At 61.4% G+C, this 17,446-nt stretch carries 19 protein-coding genes, 1 tRNA gene and 1 pseudogene; 11 read left to right on the plus strand and 10 right to left on the minus strand.

All coding sequences use genetic code 11. From position 1 onward, the window contains the following. Positions 1-99: 99 nt before the first annotated feature. From AC0L2P_RS11435 to AC0L2P_RS11480, 10 genes are all read left to right on the plus strand, one after another. Positions 100-663: a polysaccharide biosynthesis/export family protein gene (locus AC0L2P_RS11435; RefSeq protein WP_473501307.1), complete on the plus strand. Its 564-nt coding sequence runs from the start codon at positions 100-102 to the stop codon at positions 661-663. A 12-nt stretch (positions 664-675) separates the two neighbouring features. Continuing rightward, on the plus strand, positions 676-1,800 hold the full coding sequence (locus tag AC0L2P_RS11440) for a glycosyltransferase family 4 protein (RefSeq protein WP_473501308.1): 1,125 nt from the start codon (positions 676-678) through the stop codon (positions 1,798-1,800). Between the two features lie 123 nt (positions 1,801-1,923). Continuing rightward, on the plus strand, positions 1,924-3,459 hold the full coding sequence (locus AC0L2P_RS11445) for an undecaprenyl-phosphate glucose phosphotransferase (protein WP_473501309.1): 1,536 nt from the start codon (positions 1,924-1,926) through the stop codon (positions 3,457-3,459). Beyond that, positions 3,456-4,745: an O-antigen ligase family protein gene (locus AC0L2P_RS11450; protein WP_473501310.1), complete on the plus strand. Its 1,290-nt coding sequence runs from the start codon at positions 3,456-3,458 to the stop codon at positions 4,743-4,745. The genes AC0L2P_RS11445 and AC0L2P_RS11450 overlap by 4 nt, the downstream gene beginning before the upstream one ends. A gap of 36 nt (positions 4,746-4,781) precedes the next feature. Next, positions 4,782-4,858: transfer RNA gene (locus AC0L2P_RS11455), tRNA-Pro, on the plus strand. A 1,075-nt stretch (positions 4,859-5,933) separates the two neighbouring features. Beyond that, entirely contained in the window at positions 5,934-6,239 is a 306-nt protein-coding gene (locus tag AC0L2P_RS11460; RefSeq protein ID WP_473501311.1) for a hypothetical protein, read from the plus strand. A 379-nt stretch (positions 6,240-6,618) separates the two neighbouring features. Next, positions 6,619-6,888: a hypothetical protein gene (locus AC0L2P_RS11465; RefSeq protein WP_473501312.1), complete on the plus strand. Its 270-nt coding sequence runs from the start codon at positions 6,619-6,621 to the stop codon at positions 6,886-6,888. Between the two features lie 9 nt (positions 6,889-6,897). Continuing rightward, positions 6,898-7,086, plus strand: a complete 189-nt coding sequence (locus tag AC0L2P_RS11470) for a hypothetical protein (protein ID WP_473501313.1) — start codon at positions 6,898-6,900, stop codon at positions 7,084-7,086. Between the two features lie 612 nt (positions 7,087-7,698). Beyond that, positions 7,699-7,929: a hypothetical protein gene (locus AC0L2P_RS11475; RefSeq protein WP_473501314.1), complete on the plus strand. Its 231-nt coding sequence runs from the start codon at positions 7,699-7,701 to the stop codon at positions 7,927-7,929. A 146-nt stretch (positions 7,930-8,075) separates the two neighbouring features. Continuing rightward, positions 8,076-8,270, plus strand: a complete 195-nt coding sequence (locus AC0L2P_RS11480; protein ID WP_473501315.1) for a hypothetical protein — start codon at positions 8,076-8,078, stop codon at positions 8,268-8,270. A 38-nt stretch (positions 8,271-8,308) separates the two neighbouring features. Here the strand turns inward: AC0L2P_RS11480 and AC0L2P_RS11485 are convergent. The 9 genes and pseudogenes from AC0L2P_RS11485 to AC0L2P_RS11525 form a co-directional block, all read right to left on the minus strand. Continuing rightward, a pseudogene (locus AC0L2P_RS11485) lies at positions 8,309-8,768 on the minus strand (YbaK/EbsC family protein). 119 nt (positions 8,769-8,887) lie between these two features. Next, entirely contained in the window at positions 8,888-9,166 is a 279-nt protein-coding gene (locus AC0L2P_RS11490; RefSeq protein ID WP_473501316.1) for a helix-turn-helix domain-containing protein, read from the minus strand. Positions 9,167-9,443: 277 nt separating this feature from the next. Then, positions 9,444-9,785: a hypothetical protein gene (locus tag AC0L2P_RS11495; RefSeq protein ID WP_473501317.1), complete on the minus strand. Its 342-nt coding sequence runs from the start codon at positions 9,783-9,785 to the stop codon at positions 9,444-9,446. Positions 9,786-9,860: 75 nt separating this feature from the next. Next, on the minus strand, positions 9,861-10,403 hold the full coding sequence (locus tag AC0L2P_RS11500) for a MerR family transcriptional regulator (RefSeq protein ID WP_473501318.1): 543 nt from the start codon (positions 10,401-10,403) through the stop codon (positions 9,861-9,863). 243 nt (positions 10,404-10,646) lie between these two features. After that, positions 10,647-10,970, minus strand: coding sequence for an integration host factor subunit alpha (locus AC0L2P_RS11505; protein ID WP_023674510.1), 324 nt, complete (start codon positions 10,968-10,970; stop codon positions 10,647-10,649). A 104-nt stretch (positions 10,971-11,074) separates the two neighbouring features. Then, positions 11,075-12,046 carry a beta-ketoacyl-ACP synthase III gene (locus AC0L2P_RS11510; RefSeq protein WP_473501319.1) on the minus strand — a complete coding sequence of 324 codons (972 nt, stop codon included), beginning with the start codon at positions 12,044-12,046 and terminating at the stop codon, positions 11,075-11,077. A gap of 9 nt (positions 12,047-12,055) precedes the next feature. Beyond that, positions 12,056-13,126 carry a phosphate acyltransferase PlsX gene (gene plsX, locus AC0L2P_RS11515; protein WP_352449317.1) on the minus strand — a complete coding sequence of 357 codons (1,071 nt, stop codon included), beginning with the start codon at positions 13,124-13,126 and terminating at the stop codon, positions 12,056-12,058. Positions 13,127-13,248: 122 nt separating this feature from the next. Beyond that, positions 13,249-13,797, minus strand: a complete 549-nt coding sequence (locus AC0L2P_RS11520; RefSeq protein WP_473501320.1) for a YceD family protein — start codon at positions 13,795-13,797, stop codon at positions 13,249-13,251. 41 nt (positions 13,798-13,838) lie between these two features. Continuing rightward, complete coding sequence (locus tag AC0L2P_RS11525) at positions 13,839-14,378, minus strand: ubiquinol-cytochrome C chaperone family protein (protein ID WP_473501321.1); 540 nt, start codon at positions 14,376-14,378, stop codon at positions 13,839-13,841. Positions 14,379-14,492: 114 nt separating this feature from the next. Between AC0L2P_RS11525 and AC0L2P_RS11530 the strand changes: the two genes are divergently transcribed. After that, positions 14,493-15,026, plus strand: a complete 534-nt coding sequence (locus AC0L2P_RS11530) for an outer membrane protein assembly factor BamE (RefSeq protein WP_473501322.1) — start codon at positions 14,493-14,495, stop codon at positions 15,024-15,026. Between the two features lie 118 nt (positions 15,027-15,144). Here the strand turns inward: AC0L2P_RS11530 and AC0L2P_RS11535 are convergent, their stop codons facing one another. Further along, positions 15,145-17,286 carry a sodium-translocating pyrophosphatase gene (locus AC0L2P_RS11535; RefSeq protein WP_473501323.1) on the minus strand — a complete coding sequence of 714 codons (2,142 nt, stop codon included), beginning with the start codon at positions 17,284-17,286 and terminating at the stop codon, positions 15,145-15,147. Positions 17,287-17,446: the final 160 nt, after the last annotated feature.

Consider the following 17,446-nt stretch of genomic DNA (forward strand, 5'->3'; position numbering starts at 1 on the left):
GCGCCTTTACCGGCCATTAACCCTAACAGGATGATAACCGAGCTCGATCGTTAAGGTTTGCCGCAGAGTCGCCGGTTATTCAAAGGTACGTGTCCGCTCATGAAAAGCACTGCTCCCCTTTTCCGCGCGCTGCTTGCCGTATCGATGCTTTCGGGCTGCTCCAGCTACCGGCCGACGCCGGCCGCATTCCATGAAGTTCTCGACCAGCCCTATCGCCTCGGCGCCGGCGACCGCGTCCGCGTAACCGTGTTCGAGCAGGAAGGATTGACCAATACCTACAGCGTCGACCAGTCCGGCTATCTCTCGCTGCCGCTGGTCGGCAACGTGCCGGCGCGCGGCCACACCGCCCAGCAGCTCGAGGGCGCGATCGCCGAGAAACTGCGCCAGGGCTATTTGCGCGATCCTGACGTTTCTGTCGAAATAGATCGCTACCGACCGATCTTCGTCATGGGTGAAGTGGGTGCGGCGGGCCAGTATTCCTATGTCCCGGGCCTGACCGTGCAGAAGGCCGTCGCAATCGCCGGCGGGTTCACGCCGCGCGCCAACCAGGAAAGCGTCGACATTACCCGCGACATCAACGGCAAGGTGATAACCGGGCGCGTGGTGACGTCCGACCCGCTGTTGCCCGGCGATACAGTCTACGTTCGCGAACGCCTGTTTTGATGTGCTGACCAAGTGGCGGACACACTCAGGATCGTCCACTGCTTTCGATCACCGGTCGGAGGCATCTTCCGGCATGTGCGCGACCTGACCGAGGCTCAGGTCGCCGCCGGCCATGCCGTCGGCATCGTCTGCGATTCGACGACGGGCGGCGATTTTGAGGAACGACTGTTCGAACGGATGAAAGACAGCCTGGCGCTCGGCATTCACCGCACACCGATGCAGCGGCATGTGGGGCCAGGCGATCTCGCCTCGGCCCGGCGCACCTACAGAATCATAAAAGAATTGCGGCCGGACGTGCTGCACGGGCATGGCGCCAAAGGTGGCGTCTATGCCCGTCTGTTCGGCTCGTTGTTGCGGCTATCCAGGTCTCGCGTAGCCCGCCTTTATTCGCCGCATGGCGGCTCGCTCCACTATGACGAGACCACCGCCATGGGGAAGCTGTTCTTCGCGCTCGAGCGCTTCATGGTTCGCTTCACCGATTGCCTGCTGTTTGTTTCCGATTATGAGCGGCGGACTTATCGCAGGAAGGTCGGCGAGCCGCCCATTCCGAACGCTCTCGTCCACAACGGCCTGCGCGCCGCCGAGTTCGAGCCGGTGCGGACCGAGCACAATGCGGTTGACCTCCTCTATATCGGCATGATGCGAGACCTCAAAGGCCCGGACATCTTCATCGATGCGCTGGGGATAGCCGCAACCGGGCTCGGCCGCCCATTGAAGGCGCTGATGGTCGGCGATGGCGACGACCTGCCGCGCTATCGCGCCCAGGTGAATCAGCGCGGCCTGGATGTCGGCTTCCTGCCGCCGATGCCAGCCCGGCTCGCCTTCGCGCTGGCCAAGCTGGTCGTCGTTCCCTCGCGCGCGGAAGCCATGCCCTATATCGCTCTGGAAGCGCTCGCCGCCGGCAAGCCGATCGTCGCGACATCGGTCGGCGGCATACCGGAAATCTTCGACACCGGCTCGCCTGCGCTGATCCGGCCCGACCCGCGCGAACTTGCTGACAAGATAAGCGCCGCATTGACGGATCTCGACACCTACAAAGGCCTGATGCCCGGCCTCGCCGACCTCAAGGCACGCTTCGGCGCCGATGTAATGGCCGCTGAAATCGAAAAGGCTTATTTCGCCGCGCTCAAACAATAGAGCAACTGGTTTCCACGCGGCTGCAAAACGCCCTCGGTGAAAGCGTCTCCAAAGCCATCTGTTGTTTCAAGGGTTTCTTAGCTCTCTTTTGCTACTCACCTGAGGGAAACCTACGGACGCCCCATGAACGAAATCGACCCCGCGCGCCGTTTTTCGCTAGACGCGGTGCGCAAATTCGAGGCCCCTGCCGAGAACAACACGGCCGGCGGCATGAACGACGTCGCCCGCCAGGTCGCCTCGCAATACCGGCGCGATACGATGTCGCCGATCATGGTGAGCGGCGTCCTGCGCATGGTGGAATTCGCGCTGCTGTTGGTGTCAGGTCTCGCCGTCTATTTCTATTACGTCGGCTTTTTCAACTATCTTGCCTGGCAATACTCGTTGACGATCGCCGCCACCTCGCTGCTCGCGGTCGTTCTGCTCGACGTCACCGACTGCTACCAGATCGTCGCGCTGATGCGGCCGATCGCCAATTTCGGCCGTCTCCTGCTGGTCTGGGCCGGAACCTTCGCCTTGATGGCGCTGACCGCCTTCACCATGAAAATGTCGGAAGACTATTCGCGCCTGCTCTTCGGCACGTGGTTCGTTGTAGGTTTCGTGTTGATCCTGGGCCTCCGCCTTGTAATGTCGAAGCTGATCCGGCGCTGGGCGCGCGACGGGCGAATGGAGCGCCGCGCCGTCATCGTCGGCGGCGGCAAGGCGGCGGAGGTACTGATCCGCTCGGTCGAAAAGCAGCCCTACAACGACATTCGCATCTGCGGCATCTTCGATGACCGCGGCGACAAGCGTTCGCCGCCAGTTGTCGCCGGTTATCCCAAGCTCGGCACGATTTCCGAGCTCATCGAATTTGCCCGCATCGCGCGCATCGACATGCTGATCGTATCGTTGCCGCTGACCGCCGAATCGCGCGTGCTGCAGCTGTTGAAGAAGCTATGGGTGCTGCCGGTCGACATCCGGCTGTCGGCGCATTCGAACGCGCTGCAGTTCAGGCCGCGCGCCTATTCCTACATCGGCTCTGTGCCGATGCTCGATATCTTCGACAAGCCGATCAACGACTGGGATTCTGTCGCCAAGCGCGCCTTCGACATCGTCTTCTCGATCATCGGCATCATCGTGTTCTCGCCGGTGATGCTGGCGACCGCAATCGCGATCAAACTCGACAGCAAGGGGCCGGTGCTGTTCCACCAGAAACGGCACGGCTTCAACAACGAGATCATCGAGGTCTACAAGTTCCGGTCGATGTATACCGACAAGGCGGACCCGACGGCGAAGCAGACCGTGACTAAGAACGATCCGCGCGTCACCCGCGTCGGCCGCTTCATCCGCAAGACCTCGATCGACGAATTGCCGCAGTTCTTCAATTCGCTGTTCGGTTCGCTGTCGCTGGTCGGGCCGCGCCCGCACGCCATTGCCGCGCAGTCGCACAACCTCCTCTACAACGAGGTGGTGGACGGCTATTTCGCTCGCCACAAGGTCAAGCCCGGTGTCACCGGCTGGGCGCAGATCAATGGCTGGCGCGGCGAGATGGACACCAACGAGAAGATTCGCATGCGGACGGAATACGACCTCTATTACATCGAGAACTGGTCGCTCTTGTTCGACCTAAGAATCCTGTTCCTGACGCCGATCCGCCTGCTCAATACGGAAAACGCGTATTGAGCGCGACGGCCTATGAATTGCCGGCGGCGGCCGTCAACGCCAAGCTGATCGCACTGATTGCGTCGGGGGCGGTTTTCCTCGGCGTCTTCCTGTCCGGTTTCGTCATTGCCGAGCCGGCGCTATACGACCTCTATATGATCGGGCTGATCGTGGTGTGGCCGTTGTTCGGCATGCGCATACAGCGCGCGGCGGTGCCGCTGCTGGTGCTGCTGGTGGTCATGAACATCGGCGGTATGATCTCGATGACGCAGATGTCGGACCTCACAGGCACGCCGCTCTATCTCGCCGTCTCGCTGTTCCTGGCCTTAACCGCGGTTTTCTTCGCTTCGGTAACGGCCGTCCGACCCAGTCTCTATCGGGTGATCTTCGTCGCCTATGTGGTGTCGGCGGTGCTGACTTCGCTGGTCGGCATAGCCGGCTATTTCCATGCCTTTCCAGGAGCGGAGATATTCACCAAATACGACCGCGCCGCCGGCGCCTTCCAGGATCCGAACGTGTTCGGGCCTTTCCTGGTGCTGCCGGGCATCTACCTGCTCTATCTGCTGCTTACCGGCTCGGCCGCCCGCATGCCTCGATTGGCTGTGCCGCTGCTGATCATCACCGGCGGCATCTTCTTTTCCTTTTCACGCGGCGCCTGGGGCATGTTCGCCGTTTCGGCGATCCTGCTGACCGGTGCCTTGTTCCTGCAGAGCGCCAGCGGCAAGTTCAGGCTGCGCGTCGTCGTCATGACCATCGCCGCCGTCGGACTGCTGGTCATCGCGATGATCATCATCCTGCAACTGCCGGGCGTCGCGGAGATGTTCTCGAACCGCGCGCAACTCGAACAAAGCTACGACACCGCCCGCCTCGGCCGCTTCGCCCGCTACAGTATCGGCTTTCAGATGGCGCTGGAGCATCCGTTCGGCATGGGCCCGCTCGTCTTCGGCAAGATGTTCGGCGAGGACACGCACGACATCTGGCTGAAGATGCTGATGGATTACGGCTGGCTCGGCTTCGTATCGTTCCTGACGCTGACGTGCTGGACGATTGCCGCCGGCTTTCGCATTCTGCTGCGCGACCGGCCGTGGCAGCCTTATTTTCTATGCGCCTATGTCGCCTACATCGGCAATATCGGGCTCGGCACCTTCATCGACATCGACCACTGGCGCCATGTCTACCTTCTGCTTGGCCTGATCTGGGGTGCCGTCGCACTCGAATACCGCCACCAGTGGCAGTTACGGGCGGCGCAGCAGCCGGCAATCCCCGTTGCTGTTGCTTCAGGCAGAACAGCAACCGAATTCGGTTGACCGGACCCAGTCTATCACGATACATCGCGACCGGTCCGGAGTGTAGCGCAGCCCGGTAGCGCACTTGACTGGGGGTCAAGGGGTCGTCGGTTCGAATCCGGCCACTCCGACCATTAAAATCCAAAGGCTTAGCCAGTTCCCCCAAACTGGCTATGCAGACATACTCGTATTGCCGCCAGCGCAACATGAAGCCCGCCGAAGCCGCGTCCGCGGCTGGCGCTCTGCCACCCATTCCACCGGCCGATCCCGGCCATCTAGGCGAGCCACCATCGGCGCCGCCGGGTTCGTTCCGTTCACCCCTCGTCAGCCGAGGAGGCCCAGATAATTGATCGCATGAACATTGACCCAGCCCTTTACCCGACCGACTTGGAAGGCTGAAATTCCGTTTTCCTCCAGATGTCCGAGGAAGGGCTTTTCGAGCCCGGCTCACCGGCAGCTGAGAAGCTCGCAGCCGATCTTGGCCGGCTTTCCAGAATGGCATGACCGATAAGATCATGCTTCTCACCGCGGCTCGGGCGCGTTTTCAGGCGGTTAAGCAGGCACGCTGACCTACTTCGGTGGTTGCACTAGGTGCAGGGCAAACAACCGCCACCCCCGTCTTGTGAGTGCTTAGCTGTCGTCCTTATAAGACTTGGCGGCTTCATCGATCTTACGCCAATCGTTTCCGTGACGCCGCACAAGCTCCCGCGCTTGGGTCGGCGATATACTTTGCGTTTCGACGATGTGGTTCACTTCCGTCTCCTCGCCTTTCAGGGGACGCGAACGAGGGCTCCTTGGCCGTCCGGCCGTTGGGTTTTTTGCATCTCGCCTGGGCATGAAACGACCTCTCCTGGTTCAGAATAAACGGTCCGGCGCGGCGAAGGTTTCCCCCGCTAGCGCGTTGAGCATTTCACCGATCGCCTCATCGGTTTCCCCCTGCGGCTCTACAATACGTTCTGGTGTTAGGGGCACCAGTCCGCTTCCCCGGTGCTCGATGCCTCAAGCGTCAATTCCAGCAAGCATATTAAAGACACCGCACGGCCGAAACGCAGTCGCGATGCCCGCCGTTCCGCTACCGGAGGGCTGCGCAGTCGCCATTCCAGGTTGAATTGTGCGGAACCGTACGAAGTGGATTGCAAGCAACCAACCTGGGTGGCCGGGCATTAATTTAGCAAAGCATTAATTAGGAAAGCATCGGGGAGGAAGACCATGCTGCATGTTGACATGCCTCGCGGATTTGAGGTCGGCGATGAAGTTGCGCTGGCAGGTACCGTAATCACGATTCTCCCTAGCGGCCGCGCCAGAGTGAGTATTCCTTCGTATGACCATCCTTATACGATTGATCCGCAACCCAAAGTCCGGGCTGGCGACCGCGTGGTTCTTGTTGGGGACGTCACCCGCATCGATGGCGGAGCGAACAAACTCACTGTGCGGATTGACTGCGGAGGGGTGATCACCGTCGACAAGTCGGCGATCACTCGGCTGAGAAAGCACCGCCGGGCTTCGGCGGGTTAACGCTAGGCGATACAACGGCTCCTCTTGTCGGCGTACGGAAGATGCAAGCGCACTTTGAACAGCCCCAAGGGTGCAGCGTTCTCCAGCCCGACAGGGGCGGAGGAACGGACGAGTGGGAACTCGAGGTCACGAGTCCAGCCTAGTGCCTCCCTGGGTATTCGGATAGATGTGAGCAAGTCCGATCCGGCCCTACGCGACCGCGCTCCATCTGCACCACTCGCGCAATTCGCGATCGTCGCTCTCGGCAACAGGCGGCGCGTCCTTCCAGAACAGTCACTTGCGGCGAGCACCCCAAACACAACCATTTTCCGTGTTGATGCCGCAACGAAAGCTGCTTACCCACGTTGCCATTGATCCGAAGCTCCACCAGGAGGACCACATGGCCGACGACAAGAGCACGCGCGACCGAGACCGCCCGCGGTCCAGCCAGGACCACGACGTGGAGCATTTCGCGCGGCAGAATGGCATCGCCGTAGATCAGGTCCCCGAAGTGATCCGGGCCAATGACAACGACCGCGCGGGCGTTGCGGAAGCCACCAAGGCCCTCCGGCGGGCGGCCGGCCGGAGCCGATCGGACGGCAAGGGAGATCCGCCAGGAAAGAGCACGAACGCACGGCGGCAAAGCGAAACTGATTGCCAAATAAGGTGATTGTCACCAATGGGCGAGGACGAGACCGACCGCGAGCGTATCAAGTATCTTCATGCGCGGCTGCTCGCCGATGAGGCCGGCATAACGGAGGCGCAGGCGCGCGATCTCATCGAAATGATTGGAATTGATCACGCATCACTCGTGCGCGAGGCACGGATGCTGAAGTCCAGCCAGAAGCCCGCAGAGAAACCGCGGTAGTAGCTAGGTAAGGTTTGCTGCGTACGCCAACCTTCACCGTGAGCCCGTGTTTCAGCTTCAATGAAAAAGGTCCCGCCGCACATGCCAGAACGGCGGGACTCGATCAGGCGCCTTGCATCAGGCAGGGGTGACTCGGGGGTTGGGCATGCCCGGTGCGCGCGGATCGTGGCGAACGCTAGGCGCATCAGCTGCAATGCGTCCACCAACCGTCGGTTGGAAAAAATTAATTCATTGCCGACGGCTGGCCTGGCCTGAACAGGCACGCGCTCAAGGCTTAGTTTCGTCCCGGGGAGGAGCTTTTGGATCAGGACAATCAGGATAGGGCAATTCTTCACACGGAGAGGGCCTGTCGCCAACGCTGCCATAATGTTCCGCGAGTTTTGCGAAACCGTAGGCGAAGGCGAAAAGAAGCGCGAGGACAACCGCTATTCGGATGGCCATACCGTATTGTAGCAGGATTCTCCCATTGGAGCGCGGGCGGCGTTTTTAATACGTTCGAATGTTGAGTTCGAAAAAGGTTGGCTCTAGTTGAATTGCCGTCGTCCGCAGTTGTAAGGGCGAGCGGACGCTTCGAAGATGACACGCCCTTTCGCCCTTTTCGGGAGAGATGCAATGTCGCTTCAAGGAGTTGCCTGTCCTGCAGAGCTGACCATGTTGAACAAGGCACTTGATGCCCGATGCCGTGAACTAGGCCTCGCTGACGGCGATCCAGGCAGAGACGTGCTCGGCCGCAGGGTAATGGATTTATTTGAAAGCGGTCAACTCAGCGCCGAAGATTTGAGACTGGCTCTTAGCGGCGAGATCTTTAACAAAAATCCGCCGGCCGGAGCCGGTGGGTCTTGATACGGCAAGCGGCGATCCGCGCAACCATTTGAATTATTGGACCGGCGTAGCTTCCGTGCGCGCAAGAGCGCGCGTGAACAAATGTGATTTTGCGGCCGGTGCCAGACGGGCTAACTTTATCCATGGAACGAAAGAGGAGAATGATCATGAAGACCTTCCTCGCAATAGCCGCGGCACTGACCATGTCCATATCAGCTGCCTCTGCGGATTGCCCTGCGCATTCCAAGGTCCAGGCATCGGTCGACACGCAGACGAGGACAGCGAGCGTCGAGAAGGCCGATATGTCGACTGCCGCAGACGCTCAGACGATCAAGAAAGAAGAGCCACAGAAGACCGAATAGCGGTAACGCTCAGCGGATCCCACGACCCGGATAAATGGCTATTGGGAAACATCCACCCACTCGGCGTCGACGAGTTCGGCCAGGCGTTGCGGGCTGAGCCGCGCGGCGGGCATTCGTCGCACCTGCCGCGGGGACGACCTCGTCAAAGGCGCGCAGCGAGATGTCGCAGTAGACCGGGAGCGGTGCCGGTAGGCCGAACGGGCACACCCCGCCGACGGGATGACCGGTCGCGGCGAGCACCTGCTCGGCATCCAGCATTCGCGCCTTGCCGCCGAACCGGTCCTTGAATTTGCGATTGTCCAGCCTGGAGATCCCGCTGGCCACGATCAGCATCGTCTGGTCGCCGGCGCGCAAGCAGATCGTCTTGGCAATCTGCGCCGGCGCTACGCCATGCGCTTCGGCGGCCAGAGGCACCGTCGCCGAGCTTGCCTCCGTGACGATGACGTCAATGTCGGGCGCGTGTGCGGCGAAGAAGGCGCGAACGGATTCGAGGCTCATCTCCAGCAATTTCCGTCTGGCCTCGCCGTGGTGGCCGGCAAGTCCACCAGGTGGCCGGAAAAACGAAGCTCGCCAGGGCAACCCATGGCGAGCTCGTGGAATAAAAGCATGGTACGCCGCTACGACACGGATCGCCTTTTGGCAGGCAACACGGCTTCGTCAAACAGAGCGCTTTCCGGAAGTTGAAGCGCGGAGGCAATACGCCGACGTTTCGAAGGATCGGCATCCTTGCCGCTTTCAATGTCGGCAATCTCATAGGCTGCCAGCCCGCACGCCAGGGACAGCTCTTCGATGCTGTATCTACGGGCTTCCCGGGCGGTTCGGACCGCACTGCGTTCAGGCGTAACCGCGCTCGCCGCCAGTTCGGAGTAAGGTTCGCGTTTTGCTATTTGGGGCATTGGCAACTCCGTGGGATGAAAGAGTTAGATCAAATCATGTTGTTGCCTGAGACGATCGGGAGAATGCCCGTTCGCCGGTGATTTGCCAAGCATCAAAGATAGCGTCACGGCATCGTGAACCGACGCCGGAATGAATGGCGGATGCCGGCGAACTGACATCTCGCCGGACAACCAGCAAGCAGGCGTTCTGGTCCTTGATCAAGGGCGGCGCGCTTGCCGGGTTTGCCGTGTCGACGAAAAATGGCGGCGGTCCGCTGACCACCCCCATTTGCTTATCTCAACGTGCCGATCTTGAACGCCCTCGCGGTGCTTGTTGCTGCCGGCTGCCGAGGAACAGACTGGCGACCAGCCCGACCAGAACCAGCCCGACAGCGGCCGCCGTCGCCGGGTGATCTCGGGCGGTCTTCTCGATCGCCCGGCCTTGCCTTCTGATTGCCGGCAAGGCGTCGCCTAGGCGCTCAGCGATATCCGAATAATAGTCCGACGCGGTATCGCGCCCGTCTTCATAAAAGGCGCCGCCCCGCTTCAACACGGCTTTCTTCAAGGTGGCCAGTTCCCTGGTCAAGGCGGCGACCTGCTTGTCCAGATCGGTATCGGAGATGCTCGAAAGCGATGCCATGACTGTGCTTCCTTCACCTGCAGAAGGAAGCCTAACGCATGACCCTGAAGACCGTTCCAGTCAGGCCGGCGGGCTCTAGCGAACCTGATCGAGCAGGCGCTTGCATTCAAGGAGATCGAACAGCGCCTCCTGCAGCAACGCGCGATTGTCACGGGAAAGTTTTGACGTGTCCGGTGGAACCGGACCTTCCTCGTCGGTCTTGCCGATGCCGAAAAAACGACGGCTGGGTTTCACCCTCGGCTGGCCGACCAGCATTTCGTCGTCCGGGCCGCGCGGCTGCGCCGCTTGCGTCAGCGGTACCGTGTCAGCCTGTCGGCGCTGCGAGATCGCCTCGACCGCCGCCATGTCGCCACTGCCGACGGCGATCAGAAACTGGTTGCCGTTGTCGCGCAACAGCTTCTGCACGCCCTTGATCGTATAGCCCTGATCGTAGAGCATATGGCGAATACCCTTGATCAGTTCGACGTCCTGCGGACGGTAGTAGCGGCGGCCGCCGCCGCGCTTCATCGGCTTGATCTGGTTGAAACGCGTCTCCCAGAAGCGCAGCACGTGCTGCGGCAAATCCAGATCCTCCGCGACCTCGCTGATGGTGCGGAAAGCATCAGGGCTCTTGTCCATGGGCGAATCCTCACGCTAGAGCATGATCGCGAAAGGCGGGAACTGGGTTCGGGCGACATCACGCTTAACAAAGAGCACCTTTCCGTCCCGCCGGAACGGATCACACCCAAATACCGATCCGGCCTACCGAATCGCATCTTATTTCAGCGGTTTATGAAACAATATTCAAGCCCGGCGCAAAAGCAGAGGTTCGTTTTTCAACCTAAGCCTGGAGCGTGATTCTCGGCAAAGGGGATTGGACGTCTACTTGCTGCCTTTGACTTTGCTGTTTTGATGGGAGCGCAGGATACGGTTCTTCAGCACGTTCGACGACTTGAAAGTCATCACGCGGCGCGGCAGGATCGGCACTTCCTCGCCGGTCTTGGGATTGCGCCCGATCCGCTCGTTTTTGGAGCGGACGTGGAAGGTCGCGAAGGACGACAGCTTCACCGTCTCGCCGCGAACGATCGCCTCGCAGATCTCATTCAGCACCGCCTCGACAAGCTCGGCCGATTCAGTACGCGACAGCCCAACCTTGCGGTAAACGGCTTCGGCGAGGTCGGCGCGCGTAAGTGTCTTTCCCCCCATACGAACCGTCCCATCAGCTCAAAAACATAAATCGATACAAGCAACGGCAGAACCTAAGTAATTGATCCGTCAAGGTCAAGGACCCGAACCCGTTAGTTCGGCACTTACCAACGCAGCAGGACGGCACCCCAGGTGAAGCCGCCGCCCATCGCCTCAAGCAGTACCAGGTCGCCCTTTTTAATGCGACCGCCGGCGACGGCCGCGGACAGTGCCAGCGGCACAGAAGCAGCCGAGGTATTGCCGTGCAAATCGACGGTCACCACCACCTTCCGCTCCTCTATCCCCAGCTTTTTGGCCGAAGCGTCAATAATTCGTTTATTGGCTTGATGCGGCACGAACCAGTCGAGATCGGCGGCGCTGATGCCGGCCTGTGCGAACGTCGCCTCGATGACGTCGGTGATCATGCCGACCGCATGCTTGAACACTTCGCGGCCTTCCATCCTGAGGTGCCCGACCGTTCCTGTGGTCGACGGCCCACCGTCGACGAAAAGCTTGTCCTTATGGATACCGTCGGAGCGCAAGCTGGCCGCCAGAACGCCGCGGTCGGCGATGCCGCCTGCCCCCGTGCCTGCTTCCAACACCATCGCGCCGGCGCCGTCGCCGAACAAAACGCAGGTCGAGCGGTCGTTCCAGTCGAGAATACGCGAAAACGTTTCCGAGCCGATCACCAGGACCCGTCTGGCCAAGCCGCCGCGGATATAGAGGTCGGCGGTCGTTACTGCATAGACGAAGCCCGAGCAGACCGCCTGCAGGTCGAAGGCAAAACCGTGGTGCATGCCGAGCCGGTTCTGGATCTCGACCGCGGTCGCGGGAAAGGTGTTGTTGGGCGTCGAGGTCGCCAGCACGATCAGGTCGATGTCGTCAGCCATCAGGCCGGCGCTGTCGAGGGCTGCGCGCGCTGCCGCCTCGCCCAGCGAGGCCGTCGTCTCGTCGTCGGCCGCGATGTGGCGCTGGCGAATCCCGGTGCGCTGGACGATCCACTCGTCCGACGTCTCGACCATTCCTTCGAAATCGGCATTCTTCATAATGCGGCGGGGCAGCGCGGCGCCCGTGCCGCGCACGACTGATCTGATCAATGCTCTTTCCTATTCCTTTGCGTCGATGACGACGTCGGATTTCCGGATTGTCTGGGCATTCGGATTGCGGGCGTGGAACAGGTCGAGATCGGCTTCGATGCGGTCAAGCAGATTGTTGCGTACCATGTCATAGCCAAGCTCGATCGCCGCCGCAAAGCCATCCGAATCAGCCCCGCCGTGGCTTTTCACCACGATGCCGTTCAACCCGAGGAAGACGCCCCCATTGGAGCGGCCGACATCCATCTTCTCGCGCAGGCGATCGAAGGCAGTCTTGGCGAAGATATAGCCGATCCTGGCCATCAGCGTCCGGTTCATCGCCGCGCGCAGATAGCCGGCGATCTGCCTGACCGTGCCTTCCGCCGTCTTGAGCGCGATATTGCCGGCAAATCCTTCGGTAACGACGACGTCGACACTGCCCTTGCCGATGTCGTCACCCTCGACAAAGCCGTGGTAGTTCATCGAGGCCATGTTGGCCTCGCGCAGCATACGGCCCGCCTCCTTGACCTCCTCCTGGCCCTTGATCTCCTCGACGCCGACATTGAGCAGGCCGACGCTCGGCCGTTCGATGCCGAAAACCGAGCGCGCCATGCCGGTGCCCAGAATGGCAAAATCAACCAGTTGATGCGCATCCGCGCCGATGGTGGCGCCAACGTCCAGTACCACGCTTTCGCCGCGCAATGTCGGCCAGAGCGCCGCGATTGCCGGGCGATCGATGGTAGCCATGGTGCGAAGGCAGAATCTGGACATCGCCATCAGCGCGCCGGTATTGCCGGCTGAGATGCAGGCGTCGGCGGTGCCTGCCTTGACCGCCTCGACGGCCTTCCACATCGATGACTTCCAGCGGCCATGGCGCAGCGCCTGGCTCGGCTTGTCGTCCATCCTGACCGCGATCTCGCAGTGGATGAACTCGCTCACTTCCGCCAGCTTGGGGAATTTGGCGAGTTCGGGCCGTACCACTTCTTCGCGCCCATAAATGACGAAGCGTATATCCGGACGGCGGGTTGCGACAGTCATGAGCGCCGGGATGACCACGCTTGGCCCGTGATCGCCGCCCATGGCATCGATGGAAATCCTGATCACGCGGTGTTCATCTCACGGTTGCTTGGCCAGCGGGCTTGCCAGGTACAGGGCTCGCGAAGGTTCGGCGAAAATAACGGTTTTGGGCTGCCGCACAACCAACTTTTCTCAAATTGGGTCAGCGATCAGGATTTTCCCAGCAGTGATCTGAGCTTTTGCTGGAATTCATTCTCCACAGGCTCGGCATCGCCGGCTGCCTCCAGCGACGCACCGGGCTTGCGCGGATATGGATGAATCGCCAAGCCAAAGAACTGCTCGGCAAGCGCCCCGACGTCGATCGCATCGCCGGAAAAAATTTCCGGGCTGTCCGGCCCTTCGGCGTCGAGCAGGATCTCACCGCCGCCGTCGAAACCTTGCCGCCCGAGCTTGGATTGCTCCGGCAGGAACAGCGCCTCGACCGGCTCGTCGATATGCGCCTCGACCGGGTCGAGGGTGACGATGCAGGCCTGCCTTATATCGGCCTCGACATGGCCGCTGACTTTCACCCCGTTGCGCTTCCAGGGCTCGACCAGCAGTTCGGCGCGATAGTTCTCGACCGAAAGCAGCTCGTGCTCGACGGCCAGCAGGGCGCGCTGCCCGGCGTCGGCATCGATCACCACCGGCAGCCCCTTTTGCGGCAGCCGGGCGACATTTGCCAGGAATGACACTGGGCTGTGGGAATCAGGATGTTTCAACTTCGCCTCCACTTCGCCGCCTTCACTCGGCCTGCCGTCGCTCAAGCATTGGCCATGGGAAATGCCACCGTGCCGGAAACGATCGATTCGGTCGGCTGTTCCGTGAGTTGCCTTGATGCATCGGCGGCATAGAGTGCCAGTTGCGACGCTTGCGGCCAGGCGCCGGCATCGGGCCTGACATTGCGGGCAAGGGCGGCGGCAAGTGCATCATGGTCGTTTCCTTGCAGCGCATCGTCATAGGCGGCGGTGCGGCCATAGAACATCTTCGCCAGTTTCCGCATGCGCTTCGGCACGCCGACGTCGCCAATGCCCAACTCCCGCAACGAATGTTCGACATCCATGAAGAACTCGTCGATCAAAACCTGCGCAACCTCTGCCGCGGCACCGCCTTCGCCGCGCAACCGGTGCTGGAAAAGGAACATGTGCAACGACAGCATCTCGAAGCGGCCGAGCGGCGTGTCCGGTACGTTCCAGGCGGAATAAAACACCGTTTGCCGCGCCGCCGCCACGATTTGTGCGTACAGCGCCTCGGTGATGGCGCGGTTGGCATGTCGTTCGCGGCCAAAGAGGCGCTGGAACATTTGAGGGTGGTCTCCCGGGACCGTTTGTTGAAGTGGCCTTGTTGCATCGGCAAGCAAGCTGGTTTACCGGTTTTGCGGCCCAGCGCAAGTTGCGGCCAGCTTATGGAGTTGTAGTTGCGCGCGCTGAAATTCAAGTCGACTTTTCTGCCCAGGCCCGCCGGTGCGGCTTCGCTGCTGGTGATTGCCGCGGCGCTTTCCGCCTGCAATTCGTCCAAGATGATCGGCGATCTCAATCCGAGCGAGACGCTGACGCAGGGCTACGTCATCGACCAGCAGGCGATCGACCTGGTGCCGGTCGGCTCAAGCCGCGAACAGGTGCTGCTGGCGCTCGGCACTCCCTCGACGAAGGCGACCTTCGACAATGAGGCCTTTTATTACATTTCGCAGACGCGCAAGCGCTATGTCGCCTTCGACAAGCCGCGGCTGGTCGATCAGCATGTGCTGGCGGTCTATTTTGGCGATGACGGACGCGTCACCCAGATCGCCAATTACGGCTTGAAGGACGGCAAGGTGTTCGACTTCATATCGCGCACCACGCCGACCGGCGGCAAGGACCAGAACTTCCTCAGCCAGATCATCAATGGCGCCAGCAAGCTGGCGCCCGGTCTTCCCGGCGGCAGCGGCGGCGGCACGCTCGGCGGCACCTGATCCACCCGACGGTATCGGCATTCGTTCATTCGCTTCCGTGTAAGCGGCACATCTCAGGCAATGAAAAACCCGCGGGAGCAACCCCGCGGGTTTTGTCTTAAGGCCGTCGCGACCGAGCTTAGCCGTGCGCGAGCACGGCCAGCAACAACAGCGCGACGATATTGGTGATCTTGATCGCCGGGTTGACCGCCGGGCCTGCAGTATCCTTATAGGGATCGCCGACCGTGTCGCCGGTCACCGAAGCCTTGTGCGCCTCGGAGCCCTTGAGATGCTTAAGGCCGTCCTTGTCGACGAAACCATCTTCGAACGACTTCTTGGCGTTGTCCCAGGCACCGCCGCCGGAGGTCATCGAGATGGCGACGAACAGGCCGTTGACGATGACGCCGAGCAGCGAGGCGCCAAGCGCGGCAAAGGCGGATGCCTTCGAACCGGAGATCAGGAAGACGCCGAAATAGACTACCAACGGCGCCAGTACCGGCAGCAATGACGGAACGATCATCTCCCGGATCGCTGCCTTGGTCAGAAGGTCGACGGCGCGCGCATAGTTCGGCTTCGAGGTACCAGCCATGATGCCCGGATCCTCGCGGAACTGCTTGCGCACCTCCTGGACGATAGCACCCGCGGCGCGGCCGACGGCGGTCATGGCGATGCCGCCGAACAGATACGGGATCAGGCCGCCGAAGATCAGACCGGCGACCACGTAAGGGTTGGAGAGGTCGAAGGAGACGTCGCCCATGCCCTGGAAGTAGGGATACTTGTCGCCATTGGCGGCAAAGAACTTCAGGTCGTTAGAGTAGGCCGCGAACAGCACCAGCGCGCCAAGACCAGCCGAACCGATAGCGTAGCCCTTGGTTACCGCCTTGGTGGTGTTGCCGACAGCATCGAGTGCATCGGTGGACTGGCGCACTTCCTTGGGCAGGCCGGCCATTTCGGCAATGCCGCCGGCATTGTCGGTGACCGGGCCGAAGGCATCGAGCGCGACGATCATGCCGGCGAGGCCAAGCATCGTCGTCACCGCGATCGCCGTGCCGTAGAGGCCGGCGAGCTGGTATGTCGAGATGATGCCGCCGACGATGACGATCGCCGGCAACGCCGTCGCTTCCAGCGACACCGCGAGGCCCTGGATGACGTTGGTGCCGTGACCAGTGACCGAGGCCTGGGCGATCGAATTCACCGGACGCTTGTTGGTGCCGGTATAATATTCGGTGATCACCACGATGAGGCCGGTCACCGCAAGGCCGACCAGGCCGCAGATGAACAGGTTCGTGCCGGTGATGGCCATGCCCGCGACGGTGCCGATCTCACCCCAGCCGATGCATGCCGAGGTGGCCACGGCAAGGCCGACAATCGACAGCAGGCCGGTGACGATCAGGCCCTTGTAGAGCGCGCCCATGATCGAGCCGCTGGAACCGAGCTTGACGAAGAAGGTGCCGACGATCGAGGTGAGAATGCAGGCGCCGCAGATGGCCAGCGGATAGAGCATGGCCGCGCCGAGAACGGCGGTGCCACCGAAGAAGATGGCGGCGAGGACCATCGTGGCAACCACGGTCACCGCGTAGGTCTCGAACAGGTCGGCGGCCATGCCGGCGCAATCGCCGACATTGTCGCCGACATTATCGGCAATGGTGGCCGGATTGCGTGGATCGTCTTCGGGAATGCCGGCTTCAACCTTGCCGACGAGATCGCCGCCGACGTCGGCTCCCTTGGTGAAGATGCCGCCGCCGAGACGGGCGAAGATCGAGATCAGCGAGGCCCCGAAGCCGAGCGAAACGAGCGAGTCGATGACGACCCGATCGTTTGGCTGCAGACCCATGAACTGGGTCAGGATCAGGTAGTAGATCGAGACGCCAAGCAGGGCCAGGCCAGCAACCAGCATGCCAGTGATGGCGCCCGACTTGAAGGCGATCTCGAGGCCGGCAGCGAGGCTGTTGGAAGCCGCCTGCGCGGTGCGCACATTGGCGCGCACCGAGACGTGCATGCCGATGAAGCCAGCGGCACCCGATAGAACGGCGCCGATCAGGAAGCCGATGGCGGCGGTGATCGAAAGCAGCCACCAGGCGAGCAGCAGGACCACGACGCCGACGATGGCGATGGTGGTGTACTGGCGCGCCAGATAAGCCTGGGCGCCTTCGCGGATGGCCGCGGAAATTTCCTGCATGCGTGCATTGCCCTGATCGGCCGCGAGGACCGAACGTGTCGCCCAGATGGCGTAAAGGACTGAAAGCAGACCGCAGGCGATGACAGCTGAAATTATAGTCATTGCCGAATTTTCCTCGATTGGTGGCCCAAAAGAACCCCTCCCCGGGCCGTTGAGACAAGGACGAATTTTCCGAAACCGGAATCCGTCCCTTCGCAGCGGCTTATGCGAAACAGGGCTCGGAACGTCAAGATATTGTTCGGTTCCTGTCCGGCTTTCGCCC

It is taken from the genome of Mesorhizobium sp. WSM4836 (assembly GCF_055811815.1).

Coding starts and splice junctions, on each gene's coding strand:
- AC0L2P_RS11525 (WP_473501321.1), bottom strand. CDS start 14,378: ATGTTCCAGCGCCTCTTTGGCCGCGAACGACATGCCAACCGCGCCATC.
- AC0L2P_RS11435 (WP_473501307.1), top strand. CDS start 100: ATGAAAAGCACTGCTCCCCTTTTCCGCGCGCTGCTTGCCGTATCGATG.
- AC0L2P_RS11500 (WP_473501318.1), bottom strand. CDS start 10,403: ATGGACAAGAGCCCTGATGCTTTCCGCACCATCAGCGAGGTCGCGGAG.
- AC0L2P_RS11495 (WP_473501317.1), bottom strand. CDS start 9,785: ATGGCATCGCTTTCGAGCATCTCCGATACCGATCTGGACAAGCAGGTC.
- AC0L2P_RS11535 (WP_473501323.1), bottom strand. CDS start 17,286: ATGACTATAATTTCAGCTGTCATCGCCTGCGGTCTGCTTTCAGTCCTT.
- AC0L2P_RS11460 (WP_473501311.1), top strand. CDS start 5,934: ATGCTGCATGTTGACATGCCTCGCGGATTTGAGGTCGGCGATGAAGTT.
- AC0L2P_RS11505 (WP_023674510.1), bottom strand. CDS start 10,970: ATGGGGGGAAAGACACTTACGCGCGCCGACCTCGCCGAAGCCGTTTAC.
- AC0L2P_RS11480 (WP_473501315.1), top strand. CDS start 8,076: ATGAAGACCTTCCTCGCAATAGCCGCGGCACTGACCATGTCCATATCA.
- AC0L2P_RS11465 (WP_473501312.1), top strand. CDS start 6,619: ATGGCCGACGACAAGAGCACGCGCGACCGAGACCGCCCGCGGTCCAGC.
- AC0L2P_RS11475 (WP_473501314.1), top strand. CDS start 7,699: ATGTCGCTTCAAGGAGTTGCCTGTCCTGCAGAGCTGACCATGTTGAAC.
- AC0L2P_RS11470 (WP_473501313.1), top strand. CDS start 6,898: ATGGGCGAGGACGAGACCGACCGCGAGCGTATCAAGTATCTTCATGCG.
- AC0L2P_RS11490 (WP_473501316.1), bottom strand. CDS start 9,166: ATGCCCCAAATAGCAAAACGCGAACCTTACTCCGAACTGGCGGCGAGC.
- AC0L2P_RS11445 (WP_473501309.1), top strand. CDS start 1,924: ATGAACGAAATCGACCCCGCGCGCCGTTTTTCGCTAGACGCGGTGCGC.